Genomic DNA, 13401 nt, shown 5'->3' with positions numbered 1-13401 from the left:
CAGGGGCGAAACGAACATGGACACAGTCGACTCGAGCCGGCACCTGCGCACCGACAGCGTGATTCAGCGCCTCCGCGACCTGGCGCCGAGCCTGGCGCCCGCCGAACGCCGCGTCGCCGGGGCGATCGTGGAGTCGCCGCGCATGGTGATGTCCACATCGATCACCGAGCTGGCCGCCGCGGGCCGGACCTCCGAGACCACCGTGGTGCGCTTCTGCCGCCGCGCGGGCTTTCGCGGCTACCCCGACCTGCGCCTGGCCATCGCCACCGAGCTCGGCGGCGACCTGGCCCGCACCGGCGGCACCGTGGCGCCGGGCACCGACATCGACCGCGACGACACCCTGGAACAGCTGGTGCGCAAGGTGGCCTTCGCCGACGTGCGCGCCATCGAGGAGACCGTCGAGCGCCTCGACCTGGACGCCCTGGAACGGGTGATCGACGCGGTGGCCTCCGCCCGCCGCATCAGCCTCTTCGGCCTGGGCGCCAGCGCCTTCGCCGCCCAGGACCTGCAACACAAGCTGCTGCGCATCGACCGCATGGCCCTGGCCATCCCCGACTCCCACCTGGCCCTGGGTTCGGCGGCCCTGCTGACCCCCGACGACGTCGCCGTCGGCCTGTCCCACTCCGGCCAGACCACCGAGATCGTGGAGTGCCTGCGCGTGGCGCGCGAACACGGCGCCCGCACCATCGCCGTGGTCAACGTCTCGCCGTCGCCGCTCACCGAACAGGCCGACCTGGTGCTCACCACCCGGGTGCGCGAGTCCCGCTTCCGCTCCGGTGCCATGGCCAGCCGGCTGGCGCAACTGGCCGTGGTGGACTGCGTGTTTCTCGGTGTGGCGCAACGCTCCTACGACGCCGCCGTGCGGGCCCTCACCGCCACCCACGACACCGTCCACGGTGGAGACCGCCCCTAGGGCGTCCACGCTCTAGGACAATTATTGACGCGGGCTCAGCGTGTTGGTAGTTTTCCAACCCATCGCCGCATGATCACGAGGAGCCCCCATGGTGTCGAGCACAGGCTTTCGGGTTGGTTGCGCCGACGCGCTGGTCGACGCGTGGACCCGCGCCGCGCCGGGGGATCCGATCACCGCCGACCGCTTCCGCTCCCTGGTGCTGCTGGACGCCAACTTCGACCCCGAGGGCCTGAGGATCGCGTGGGACGGCGACACGGTGATCGGCGCGGCGTACGCGGTGCGCCGCACCGTCGCCATGGTCGGCGACGACCTGGAGCCCGCGCGCGGCTGGATCCCCTTCTTCTTCGTCGATCCCGCGCACCGCCGCCGCGGCGTCGGGCGTCGGCTGCTGACCGAGGCGCTGGACTGGCTGCGCGCCCACGGACGCACCGAAGTGGACTTCTCGTCCTACACCCCGAACTACATCCTGCCCGGCCTGGACGCACAGCGATACCCCGAGGCGGCGAAACTGCTCGCCTCGCAAGGGTTTCGCACCCTCTACCGGGCCTCGGCCATGGACCTGCCCATCGCCGACCACCTGGTGCCCACGCCGGTGCACGAGCGGATCGCCGAGCTCAACGCCCAGGGCTACGTCCTCTCCAGCCCCACCGCCGACGAACTGGTGCCGCTGGTCCGGCTGGCCGCCGACCACTTCAACGCCGACTGGGGCCGCGCCATCCGCGAGACCGCCGCGGCCGGGCTGCCGCTCGACCGCGTCATCGTCGCCCGTGACCCCGACCGCCGGATCATCGGCTGGGGCATGTGCGCGGCGTACGAATCGGTGATCGACCGCTTCGGGCCCTTCGGCGTGGTGACCGAGCGCCGCGGCCTGGGCCTCGGCGAGGCGCTGCTGCACCTGTGCCTGGAACGCATGCGCGCCCTGGGCGCCCACCACGCCTGGTTCCTGTGGACCGGCGAGGACACCCCCGCCGGGCACCTGTACCGCAAGACCGGGTTCACCACCACCCGCCGCTTCGACATCATGCGCGCCGAGCCGGCGCCGCGAAAGGAGGAACCGTGAGAACCACGCTGCGGGCCCTCGCCCTGGCCTGCGCGGTGCTCGTGACCGCCTCGGCGTGCGCCACCGGAAGCTTCCGCGACGGCCCCTCCGACACCATCACCATCCTCACCCACTACGGCAGCCAGCCGCAGAAGTCCGAGCTGAAGAAGCTGGTGGACAAGTGGAACGGCACGCATCCCGACGCCCAGGTCGAGACCCAGACGGTGTTCTACGACGACCTGTTGCAGACCATCACCGCCCGCCAGACCGCGGGCCAGGGCCCCGACATCATCAACGCCTACAGCCTGTGGGGCGGGCAGCTCGCCGCCGCCGACGTGCTCGACACGCCACCGTCCGATGTGGCCAGCGACATCCGCGAACACTATTCCCCGGCGGCCGCCAAGACCGTCAGCGTCGGCGATCGCGTGCTGGGCTACCCGACCGAGATGCAGACCTACGCCCTGTTCTACAACAAGAAGCTGCTGGCCGCCGCCGGCGTCAAACACCCGCCGAAGACCTGGGACGAGCTGAGGGAGATCTCCCGCAAGACGTCCACCCACGACTCCAGCGGCAACCTCGACGTCGCCGGATTCGGCCTCACCGCGGGATTCAACGACACCGCCGTCGTCCACCCCTTCGCCAGCCTGCTGCAATCGGCCGGCGGCCGGTACATGACCGACCACGGCCGCGCCGCCTTCGACTCCGAAGCGGGCGAGAAGGCGCTGTCGCTGGAGAAGCGGCTCATCGACGACGGCTCCGCCGATCCCGGCATCGACGTGGCCAAGGCGTTTCCCAGCGGACGGGTCGCCATGACCATCAACGCCGGGTACATGATCGGCAGCCTCAAGGCCGTGATGGGAAAGTCCTACAAGGACATCGGGGTGGCGCCGATCCCCGGCCCGCGCCTCGGCGACCGCGGCTCGGTCGCCTACAGCTTCTTCTCCGGCGTCAACGCCCGAAGCCACCACAAGAAGCAGGCCTGGGAGTTCCTGCGCTGGCTCAACGCCGAGCCCGCCGCCCACGGCGCCACCCGCATGGGCGCCCTGCAGTTCTCCGTCGGCACCATCTCCGGCCGCGTCTCCGACAGCCGGGCCCTGGCCGTCGACGACCCCAACTACACGCCCTTCGTGGACGCCCTCGACTACGCGCTTCCCGAGGCCAATCCCCAAGGCGGGCAACAGATGAAGACCGCGCTGCAAGGCAGCATCCAGTCGGTGTGGTCCGGCGAGGAAACGGTGGACGCGGCGCTGTCGTCCGCCGCCGCCGAAGCCGACGCCACCCTGCCCCGGCACTGACAGGACGGTTCGCCCATGACCCCGACCCTCACCGCCCGCGGCTCGCTCGCCAAGGCCCGCAAGCACCAGAGCCGCGCCGCCTGGGCGTTCCTGTCCCCGTCGCTGCTGTTCTTCGCGGTCTTCCTGGTGCTGCCGCTGCTGTTCGCCATCGCGCTGGCCCTGGCGTCATGGGGCGGCTTCGACCTCGGCCGCATCCGCTTCTCAGGTACCGACAACTTCGCCAAGATCCTCAAGCCCACCGGATCGTTCCTGGTGCCGATCCTCGCCAACACCCTGCTGTTCGCCTTCGGCGCGGTGGCCCTGGCCCTGATCGCGTCGGTCGCGCTGGCCCATGCCATCACGCGCCTGAGGTTCCAGGGGCTGTGGCGCACCCTCTACTTCCTGCCGATGGTGACCACGGTCGTCGCCGTCGGCAACGTCTGGAAATACCTCTATCAACCCGGCAGCGGGCTCATCAACGGCCTCCTCAACGCGGTGGGCATCGGCTCGGTCAAGTTCCTGTCCGACACCTCCACCGCCATGCCATCGGTGATCGTGGTGCAGGCGTGGACCTCGGTGGGCGCGGCGATCCTGATCCTCACCGCCGGTCTCAAGGCCATCCCCGAGGCCTACTACGAGGCGGGCGCGCTGGACGGCACCAACGCCTGGACGTCCTTTTGGCACATCACCGTGCCGCTGCTGCGCCCCACCCTGCTGTTCGTGCTCATCACCCAGTTCATCGCCGGCCTCCAGTCCTTCGCGCTCATCATGGTCATGACCCAAGGCGGCCCCGCCAACGCCACCAACGTGGCCGGATTCGAGATCTATCAGCAGGCGTTCAAGTTCGGGGTGTGGGGCGTGGCCAGCGCCATGGCGCTGGTGCTGTTCGTCGTCATCTTCGTCATCACCCTGGCGCAGCTGTGGATCTTCCGCCGCAAGGGAGAGGAGACATCGTGAAGCCCCGCAAGGTTCCGTGGTTTTCGTACCTGCTGGTGATCGGCGGCGCGGTGCTCATGGTGCTGCCGTTCGCCGACATGTTCTTCACGTCGTTCAAGAAACCCGGCGAGTTCGGCATGCTGCCGTACCAGTTCCTGCCCGGCTCCTTCGACACCAGGAACTACGCCGACGCGTTCTCCCAATTGGACATGCCGAAGCTGTTCTTCAACAGCGTCTTGATGACCGCGGTGTGCGTGCTGTCGGTCCTCATCACCTCCAGCATGGCCGGATACGCCCTGGCGAAGCTGCGCTTCAAGGGCCGGGCGGCGCTGTTTCGCTTCGTGCTGGCCACCATGATGTTCCCGCCGTTCCTGTTCCTGATCCCCGACTTCCTGATCCTGGCGCACTGGCCCGGCGTCGGCGGCAACGACCTTGCGGGCCGCGACGGCTACGGCGGCCTGATGACCACCTACGGCGCGCTGTTCCTGCCGTTCCTGGTGTCGGGCTTCGGCATATTCCTGATGCGACAGTTCATCGTGTCCATTCCCGACGAGGTCCTGGAGGCCGCCCGCATGGACGGGGCGGGGGAGTGGCGCACCTGGTGGAGCGTCGTCGTCCCGCAGACCAAGCCCGCGCTCATCACCTTGGGGCTGTTGACCTTCGTCGGCGTGTGGAACGAATACATCTGGCCGCTGATGATCTCCACCGTCAACCCCGACCTGATGACCCTTCCCGTCGGCATCCAGCTGTTGCAAAGCCAGCTCGACCCCACCCGCACCCAGCCCCTGGTGATGGCCGGGCTGGTGATCAGCACCGTCCCCGTGCTGTTGGTTTTCCTGTTGTTCCAGAAGTACTACGTCCGCGGCATGATGCTCAGCGGCATGAAGTGAGGTCCACATGAGCAAGAAGACGTACCTGGCCATCGGCGCCCACATCGGCGACATGGACCTGACCGCCGGACCCTTGCTGGCCAAGGCATCCCTGGCCGGACACCGCACGTGCTTCCTCGCGCTGACCCCCGGCGAGCGCGGCCACCCCAAGCTGTCGCCCCACGAGTACAAGAAGCAGAAGATCAAGGAGGGCAAGACCTTCGCCGAACGCCTCGGCTCGGAATTCAAGGTGCTGGACCACTCCGACGGCTTCCTGGAGTCCGATCAGAAGACCCAGCTGGAGGTCGCCGACATCATCCGCGACATGAAACCCGACGTCGTGATCGCCCACTGGAACGACTCCATCCACTCCGACCACCGCCACGCCTCCACCATCGCCGAACAGGCGCGCTTCTACGCGGGCCTGCCCATGAAGCACGACCTGCCCCGCCACGGCGTCAAGCGTTTCGTGTACGCCGAGAACTGGGAGGACCAGGAGAACTTCGCCGCCAGGTCGTACGTCGAGATCCCCGACGAGGCATTCACACTGTGGCACGAGTCCATTCAGGTGCACGCCTTCGCGCGCGGCGAGACGTACGGCTTCATGTACATCGACTACTACTCGGGCCTGATGCGCTCCAAGGGCTGTCTGGCGGGAGTGAAGCGCGCCTGCGCCTTCGCCGACAAGGAGGCGCCGGGGCTCGAGAAACTCTGAGCCCTATCGTTTTGCCCGATCGGCCTCGAGCGGCGGGCGCGGCCACTAGCCTGGCGGGCAGTCAGACCGGGATGAGGGCCACGACATGTCGAACCTGGATCAGGCGCCGCTGGATTCGTCGCGGTTGCGCGCCGTCGACGCCTACTGGCGGGCCGCCAACTACCTGTCGGTCGGGCAGATCTACCTGATGGACAACCCCCTGCTGTCCGAACCGTTGGCGCCCACGCACATCAAGCCGCGGCTGTTGGGGCACTGGGGAACCACTCCGGGGCTGAACTTCTGCTACGCGCACCTGAACCGCGCGATCCGGGCGCACGACGTCGACATAATGTACGTGATCGGGCCCGGCCACGGCGGTCCCGCGCTGTACGCCAACACGTGGCTGGAGGGCAGCTACACCCGGGCGTATCCGCGGGTGGCCAGGGACGCCGAGGGCATGCGGATCCTGTTTCGCCAGTTTTCCTTTCCCGGCGGGGTGCCCAGCCACGTCGCCCCCGAGGTGCCCGGCTCCATCCACGAGGGCGGCGAGCTGGGGTATTCGCTGGCGCACGCGTACGGCGCGGCGTTCGACAACCCCGACCTGGTCGTGGCCTGCGTGGTGGGCGACGGCGAGGCCGAGACGGGGCCGCTGGCCACCAGCTGGCACGCCAACAAGTTCGCCGACCCCGTCGGCGACGGCGCGGTGCTGCCCATCCTGCACCTCAACGGTTACAAGATCGCCAACCCGACGGTGCTGGGGCGCATGCCCGCCGACGAGCTGGACGCGCTGCTGCGCGGGTACGGCCACGTTCCGTACTATGTGGAGGGCCACGAGCCCGAGGCCATGCACCAGTTGATGGCCGCCACGGTGGACGCCGTCCTCGCCGAGATCCGCCGCATCCAGCGCGCCGCCCGCGAGTCGGGCGACCGCGACCGTCCACGGTGGCCCATGATCGTCCTGCGCAGCCCCAAGGGATGGACGGGCCCCGCCGTGGTCGACGGCGTGCCCGTGGAGGGCACCTGGCGCGCCCACCAGGTGCCGCTGGCCGAGGTGCGCGACAACCCCGAGCACCTGCGGCAGCTCGAGGCGTGGATGCGCTCCTACCGACCCGACGAGCTCTTCGACGGTCAGGGCCGCCCGACGCGCGAGCTGGTGGAGCAGGCGCCCGACGAGGAGCGCCGCATGGGCGCCAACCCGCACGCCAACGGCGGGCTGCTGCTGCGCGAGCTCACCATGCCCGACTTCCGCGGCTATGCCGAGGCCGTGGACGAGCCCGGTGCCACCCTCGCCGAGCCCACCCGCGTCCTGGGGCGCTTCCTGCGGGACATCATGGGCGCCAACGCCTCCAGCCACAACTTCCGGCTCTTCGGCCCCGACGAGACCGCCTCCAACCGGCTGGACGCGGTGTACGAGGTCACCGCCAAGAACTGGCAGTCGCGCACGCTCGACACCGACGAGCACCTGGCCACCGACGGCCGTGTCCACGAGGTGCTGTCGGAGCACCTGTGTCAGGGCTGGCTCGAGGGCTACCTGCTGACGGGGCGCCACGGCCTGTTGTCGTGTTACGAGGCGTTCGTGCACATCGTCGACTCGATGTTCAACCAGCACGCCAAGTGGCTCAAGGTGACCCGCGACATCCCGTGGCGCCGCCCGATCGCCTCGCTGAACTATCTGCTCACCTCGCACGTCTGGCGTCAAGACCACAATGGATTCTCGCATCAGGACCCGGGCTTCATCGACCACGTGGTCAACAAGAAGGCCGACGTCATCCGCGTGTACCTGCCGCCCGACACCAACACGCTGCTGTCCACCGCCGACCATGTGTTGCGCAGCAAGGGATACGTCAACGTGATCGTGGCGGGTAAGAACGCCTCGCCCAACTGGCTCGACATGGAGTCGGCCGTCCTGCACTGCACGCGCGGCGCGGGCATCTGGGACTGGGCGGGAACCGAGACCGACGAGGTGGAGCCCGACGTCGTGCTGGCCTGCGCGGGCGACGCGCCGACCCTGGAGGTGCTCGCGGCGGCTTCGCTGCTGCGACAACATCTTCCGGCCCTGCGGGTGCGCGTGGTCAACGTGGTCGACCTGATGCGGCTGCAATCCGCCTCCGAGCACCCGCACGGCATGACCGACCACGAGTACGACACCCTGTTCACCACCGACCGCCCCGTGATCTTCGCCTACCACGGCTACCCCTGGCTGATCCACCGCCTCACCTACCGTCGCGGCGGCCACGACAACCTTCACGTCCGCGGTTATAAGGAGGAGGGCAGCACGACGACGCCCTTCGACATGTTGGTGCGCAACGACATGGACCGCTTCCAGCTGGTCTGCGACGTCATCGACCGCGTCGACGGACTGGCCCCGCGCGCCGCCCGCGTCCGCCAGGCGATGCAGGACCAACGCGTCCGCCACCGCGCCTGGGTCCGCGAACACGGCGAGGACCTTCCCGAGGTGCGCGACTGGAGCTGGCCGGGATGAGGGTGCTGGTGGTCAACGCCGGCTCGTCCAGCCTGAAACTGCGGGTCCTCGGCGACACCGACGCCGTCGAGTCCACGCTCGACCTGGAGCGCTGGTCGGGCGACGCGTCGGGCGACGAGCTCACCGCGTTCGTCCGCGACGCGGGCGCCGTCGACGCCGTGGGGCATCGGGTCGTCCACGGCGGCAACCGATTCCGCGCCGCTACCAGGATCACCGTCGACGGCGCGCGCGACGGTTCCCCGGCCGAGGCACCCGACGTGAATCGCGGTTCCACCGCGGTCCTCCACCCGGTCGGCGGCGCGGGAGGGGGAGCCGCACCCGTCGGACCCGAACGCGGGCACGGCGGCGGCGGACTCGACGACGCCGTCGTCGACGAGCTCACCGCGCTCACCGAGCTGGCGCCGCTGCATCAACCGCGGGCGCTGTCCGCGATTCGGGCGTTGAACCGGCTGCTGCCCGATGTCCCCGCCGTGGCGTGCTTCGACACCACCTTTCACGCCGACCTGCCCGCCCCCGCCTCCACCGTGGCGTTGCCGTCGAGGCTGCGAGAGCGCTTCGGATTGCGGCGCTTCGGGTTTCACGGGCTGTCGCATGCCTACGCCGCGCGGCGGGCGTTGGCCCTGGCGGGGGCGCCGTCGTCGGCGCGGGTCGTCACCTGCCACCTGGGGGCGGGGGCGTCGCTGGCCGCCGTGCGCCAGGGGCGCTCGCGGGACACCACCATGGGTTTCACGCCGCTGGAGGGGCTGGTGATGGCGACGCGGTGCGGCAGCCTCGATCCCGGGCTGGTGCTGTGGCTGTTGGAGCACGGTGGACTGTCGGTCGGCGAGCTGGGTGGGATCTTGGAGCGGGAGTCGGGCCTGGCGGGACTGTCGGGTGTGGGCGGTGATCTGCGCGACGTGTACGCCGCCGCCGACGACGGGGACGACGCGTGCGCCCTGGCCATCGAGGTGTACCTGCATCGCCTGCGCGCCGACATCGCCGCGATGACCGCCGCGCTCGGCGGGCTCGATGTCCTGGTGTTCACCGGTGGCGTCGGCGAGCATCAGCCCCGCGTCCGCGCGGCGACCGCCGCGGGCCTGGCGTACCTCGGGGTCGCCGTCGACGACGACGCCAACGCCGCGGCCCCGAAAGACGCCGTCATCTCCGCCGCCGACGCGCGAGTGTCGAGCGTGGTCGTGACCGCGCGGGAGGACCTCGAGATCGCGCGTCAGACCCGCGCCGCGTTGGCCGACTGAGCCGCCGACCGCACCGATCGCCTGCGCAGATTCTTTCGGTACCAAAGGTTCCAGCCCGCGACGACCGCGATCACCGCGAGCTCGATGATGGGCGACACCCCCGCCGTCACCGTGACGGGCAGCACGAAGATCATCGCCATCCGCACCCCCGCCTCGGCCGTCAACGCCGCGCCCCACACGAACGTCTGCACGCGGCTGTCGCGCAGGGCCGTAGGGTCGTCGGGCACCTTGCCGTGCAGCCGCCGTCCGATGTAGGCGGTGGCGGGGGTGGAGGTCGCGCAGCTGGCCAGAAACGCCAGCCCCGCTATCCCGCTGGTCAACGGGTCGCGCGACAGCAGCAGGCGCTCGTCGCGCGTCAGCACGACCATCAGCAGCATCAGCCCGTACATGGCGACCATGAAGCACGCCAACCCGTCCAGTTTCCGGCTGCGGATCACCGTGTACGCCAGCCGCAGCCCCGCGGTCGCGGTGGCCCCGATCAGCGCGGTGGCCGTGCCGAATCCCGCGATCGTCAGACCGTAGAACACGGCGGGCGACAGCGCCACGTCTATCGCGACGCTGATAATCCGCGAGCGTTTCGACGCCTCCATCAGGCCTCACCCCGCACCCGCGGCATCGGGATCTGTTGCGTGGCACAGTGAATGTTCCCGCCGCCCAGCAGCAGCTCGCGGGTGGCGAGCCCGACGACCTCCCGATCGGCGAACAGCTCTCCGAGGATCTTGTGCGCCTCGTCGTCCCGCTCGGGGTCGAGCAGGGGAGCGAAGACGTGCCCGTTGGCGACGTAGAAGTTGGTGTAGGACGCGGGCAGCCGGTGACCGCCGTACGGGCGCGGCACGATCTGATCGACGGTGCGGTCCTCTTCCTCCGTGGACGACAGCGGCCCGGGTAGCGGAAGCTTGTGCACCGTCAGCGATCTGCCGCGGGCGTCGGTCGCCGACTCCAGGCGCGCCAGGGCTTCGGCGCCGCGCTCGTACTGTGGGTCGGACTCGTCGTCCGTCCACGACAGACATACCTCGCCGGGCGCGGTGAAGCACGCCATGTTGTCGATGTGGCCCTTGGTCTCGTCGTGGGTGAGCCCGCGTTCCAGCCAGATCACCGTATCCGCGCCGAGGTATCGGCCCAGCTCGGCGTCGATCGCGTCGGTGCCGAGGCCGGGGTTGCGCGCGGGGTCCAGCAGCGTCTCGGCCGTGACCAGACACGTCCCCTCGCCGTCCACATGGAACCCCCCGCCCTCGACGACGAGCGGCGCGACGTAACCCGCGGTCCGCTCGGCGTCCATGACCTTGAAAGCGTACTGGGAGTCGCGCTGCCAGTGGGGGTAGAGCTGGCCGTAACCGTTGAACCGCCAGGCCACCGCGCGCCGCCTCCCTTCGTCGTCGACGACGAAGGTCGGCGCGATGTCGCGCGCCCACCCCAGCACGACGTCCATGGTCAGCAGCCTCACCCGATCGCTCAGCAGCGTCCGCGCGTGCGGGTAGGCCGGGCCCGTCGCGGTCACGGTCACCTGCTCGCCCGTCTCGGCGATCGCGTTGGCCAGCTCGGCGAGCGCGCGCTGGGCGGGCCGGGCGCCCTCGCGCCAGGCGTAGCCGTTCTCGGGCCAGATCAGCCAGCACTGTTCGTGCGGCTCCCATTCGGCGGGCATGCGGAACCCGTCGGCGCGGGGCGTGCCGTTCGGCGTTTGGCTCATGGTCGTCCTCCCATTTATCTAGCATAGTCATGCTAAAAACAATTTAGCACACCATGGCTATAAAACTCGGCGGCGGGCCCCGCGCCCCTGACTCCGCAATGGAGGATGGGAGACGGGACGCCGTGTCGATACAATGCGGACATGAGCGATGAGGCGACGGTCCCCGGGGTCGACGCGAGCGTCCCGAGTGTGGCGCGCGTATATGACTTTCTGTTGGGCGGCAAGGATAATTTCGCGTCCGACCGCACCATGGCCAAGAAGCTGATGGAGGTGTCGCCCGAGATCCGCGACACCGCCCTGATGAACCGCGAGTTCGGCAAGCGGGTCACCGAATGCGTCGCCGCCGAGGGGATCGGCCAGTACGTCGACATGGGCAGCGGCATCCCGACCACGCCCCCCAGCATCCACGACACCGCCCGCGCCGAGGTGCCGGGCGCCCGGGTCGTATACGTGGACAACGATTCCGTGGTCGCCGCCCACAGCCGGGCGCTGCGCACCACCGCGCCGGGCCTGGGCACCATCGAGGCCGACGTCCGCCACCCCGACCGGGTCTTCACCGACCCCGAACTGACCGGCAACATCGACCTGACCCGGCCCGTGGCCGTGCTGTTCATCAGCGTCCTGCAAACCGTGCGCGAGCACGACGACGTCCTCGCCATCGTCCGCGACGTCCGCGGCCGCATGGCCGTCGGCAGCTACCTGGCCATCTCGCACGTGTGGGACGGCAGCACGCCCGAGGCCATCGCCAACATCCACCGCAGCAGCAACGACACCGGCTACCCGCCCGTGGCGATCCGCTCCACCGAGCAGGTCGCCGAGTACTTCGACGGCTTCGAGATCCTCACCCCCGGCCTGGTCGACATCCGCGACTGGCGCCCCGACGGCGAGCCCCCCGACGTGACGATCCGCCTCGTCGGCGGGGTGGGTCGCAAGCTCTGAGGGTTCGGTCTCCCGCTCAAAGGTCGAGCAACCGAGCCAGCGTGCCGCCGAGGACGCGATCGCGCACCGCGCCCGGCCGGATCACTCGCTCGACGGTGGCCCGAGCCAGCACCGGATCTCCGTACGGGGCGTCGGAACCGAACATGGTGCGATCGGGCACCTCCCTGATCGCCAGTCGAACGGCGAAGATGATGTTCGCGGTGGACAGATCCAGGTACAGGTTCGCGTTGTCCCGGGCCAGCTCGATGGCGGTCAACCAGTTCAGGCCGCCGAGCTGGCTGATGACGACGGGAACGTCCCGATGCCGCCGCGCGAGACCGGCCACAGTGGCCAGATCGGCGGCGGTGGTCGGCGCGAAGCCGTGCACCACCACCGGCATGCCGCCGTGATCCGACGCGGCCCGCAGCACCGGCTCGATGTCGCCGGCCCTGCCGGGCGGCGGCGTGAGCTCGCCAATCCCGACAAAACCCCGGCCGATGAGTTCCCGCTCGATATCCTCGGCGATCCGCTCGGGCGGCAGATCCAGCCGGACCTTGCCAAAACCGATGAAGCGGTCGGGGTGCGCCGCGCACGCCGCCGCGAGTTGGCCCCAAGCGGACCGAAACCCGTCCGGATGCGGCCCTCCGCCGACCACCCGCTCCAGCACGCTCATCTCGCGGCGGAACGAGTCCAGGTCGGTGGCGCGCTCGGGGTGGGGGAGGGTGCCGAACAGCACCGTGCGCTCGACCCCCGCCTCATCCAGCAGCGCGATGTGGTCGTGTACGGGATCGTGGACATGGCTGTGTGCGTCGATGATCAACGACTTCTCCTCGTCGGAATCGGCTATGGCGGCGGAATGCCCCACGGACCCCAGTGTTGAACGTTGTCACTGTGGCAATGTCAAACGGAACGGAGAAAACGAGCGATGCTGATCGGGGAGTTGGCCAGGCGCACGGGCACGAGCGCGCGCCTGCTGCGGTACTACGAACGCGTCGGGCTGCTCACATCCATGCGCCACACCAACGGGTACCGCGATTACGACGACGCGGCCGAACAGACGGTCAGGCAGATCCGTGCCCTGCTCGCGGCCGGACTGCCCACCAGCCTGATCGGACAGTTGCTGCCCTGCGGGCTCTCGGATGGCTCGCTGCGCCCCTGCCCCGGCGTTGTCGACAAGCTCCGCACCCAACTCGTCCGGCTCGACCGGCGGGCCGACGACCTGTCGCGCGCGAGACGGACCCTGCGGCAGGCGATCGCGAGCACCGAACAACGCCCCTGATACCACGCCACCGCGCCCCGCTGCCGGCTGTCTGCTGGGCGTTGCCCGTTGCCCGTTGGTCGCTGTGACCGCTGA

At 69.6% G+C, this 13401-nt stretch carries 13 protein-coding genes; 10 read left to right on the top strand and 3 right to left on the bottom strand.

Going from position 1 to position 13401, the window contains the following annotated elements:
- Window positions 1-16 precede the first annotated feature (16 nt).
- The 8 genes from VE172_RS07670 (at window position 17) to VE172_RS07635 (ending at window position 9442) form a co-directional block, all read left to right on the top strand.
- The gene (locus VE172_RS07670) at window positions 17-913 is read left to right on the top strand and encodes a MurR/RpiR family transcriptional regulator (protein WP_324799423.1); all 897 of its coding nucleotides are present in this window, start codon (window positions 17-19) and stop codon (window positions 911-913) included.
- 88 nt (window positions 914-1001) lie between these two features.
- Window positions 1002-1973: a GNAT family N-acetyltransferase gene (locus VE172_RS07665; protein WP_324799421.1), complete on the top strand. Its 972-nt coding sequence runs from the start codon at window positions 1002-1004 to the stop codon at window positions 1971-1973.
- A complete protein-coding gene (locus VE172_RS07660) occupies window positions 1970-3247 on the top strand; it encodes an ABC transporter substrate-binding protein (RefSeq protein ID WP_324799418.1) in 1278 nt (425 codons plus the stop codon). Before VE172_RS07665 ends, VE172_RS07660 begins: the two co-directional genes overlap by 4 nt.
- Window positions 3248-3262: 15 nt before the next feature.
- On the top strand, window positions 3263-4183 hold the full coding sequence (locus VE172_RS07655) for a carbohydrate ABC transporter permease (RefSeq protein WP_324799416.1): 921 nt from the start codon (window positions 3263-3265) through the stop codon (window positions 4181-4183).
- Window positions 4180-5052 (top strand): carbohydrate ABC transporter permease, encoded by an 873-nt coding sequence (locus tag VE172_RS07650; protein ID WP_324799413.1) that lies wholly within the window; start codon window positions 4180-4182, stop codon window positions 5050-5052. Before VE172_RS07655 ends, VE172_RS07650 begins: the two co-directional genes overlap by 4 nt.
- A gap of 7 nt (window positions 5053-5059) precedes the next feature.
- Window positions 5060-5746: a PIG-L deacetylase family protein gene (locus tag VE172_RS07645; RefSeq protein WP_324799411.1), complete on the top strand. Its 687-nt coding sequence runs from the start codon at window positions 5060-5062 to the stop codon at window positions 5744-5746.
- A gap of 85 nt (window positions 5747-5831) precedes the next feature.
- The gene (locus VE172_RS07640; protein ID WP_324799409.1) at window positions 5832-8207 is read left to right on the top strand and encodes a phosphoketolase family protein; all 2376 of its coding nucleotides are present in this window, start codon (window positions 5832-5834) and stop codon (window positions 8205-8207) included.
- Window positions 8204-9442 (top strand): acetate/propionate family kinase, encoded by a 1239-nt coding sequence (locus VE172_RS07635; protein WP_324799407.1) that lies wholly within the window; start codon window positions 8204-8206, stop codon window positions 9440-9442. Before VE172_RS07640 ends, VE172_RS07635 begins: the two co-directional genes overlap by 4 nt.
- On the opposite strand, the gene VE172_RS07630 is transcribed toward VE172_RS07635, so the two are convergent.
- Both VE172_RS07630 and aguA read right to left on the bottom strand, forming a co-directional pair.
- Window positions 9415-10032: a VC0807 family protein gene (locus VE172_RS07630; RefSeq protein ID WP_324799405.1), complete on the bottom strand. Its 618-nt coding sequence runs from the start codon at window positions 10030-10032 to the stop codon at window positions 9415-9417. The genes VE172_RS07635 and VE172_RS07630 overlap by 28 nt on opposite strands.
- Window positions 10032-11129, bottom strand: coding sequence for an agmatine deiminase (aguA, locus tag VE172_RS07625; RefSeq protein WP_324799402.1), 1098 nt, complete (start codon window positions 11127-11129; stop codon window positions 10032-10034). The genes VE172_RS07630 and aguA overlap by 1 nt, the downstream gene beginning before the upstream one ends.
- A 141-nt stretch (window positions 11130-11270) precedes the next feature.
- On the opposite strand from aguA, the gene VE172_RS07620 reads away from it, so the two are divergent.
- Window positions 11271-12068: an SAM-dependent methyltransferase gene (locus tag VE172_RS07620; protein ID WP_324799399.1), complete on the top strand. Its 798-nt coding sequence runs from the start codon at window positions 11271-11273 to the stop codon at window positions 12066-12068.
- Between the two features lie 16 nt (window positions 12069-12084).
- Here VE172_RS07620 and VE172_RS07615 read toward each other — a convergent pair whose 3' ends face one another.
- Window positions 12085-12912, bottom strand: coding sequence for an amidohydrolase family protein (locus VE172_RS07615; RefSeq protein WP_324799396.1), 828 nt, complete (start codon window positions 12910-12912; stop codon window positions 12085-12087).
- Between the two features lie 60 nt (window positions 12913-12972).
- Between VE172_RS07615 and VE172_RS07610 the strand changes: the two genes are divergently transcribed.
- The gene (locus tag VE172_RS07610; RefSeq protein WP_324799393.1) at window positions 12973-13326 is read left to right on the top strand and encodes a MerR family transcriptional regulator; all 354 of its coding nucleotides are present in this window, start codon (window positions 12973-12975) and stop codon (window positions 13324-13326) included.
- Window positions 13327-13401 lie beyond the last annotated feature (75 nt).

This window comes from Stackebrandtia sp. (assembly GCF_035643755.1).
Classification (GTDB): Bacteria; Actinomycetota; Actinomycetes; order Mycobacteriales; family Micromonosporaceae; genus Stackebrandtia.
This window is presented reverse-complemented; position numbering and strand designations above follow the sequence as displayed.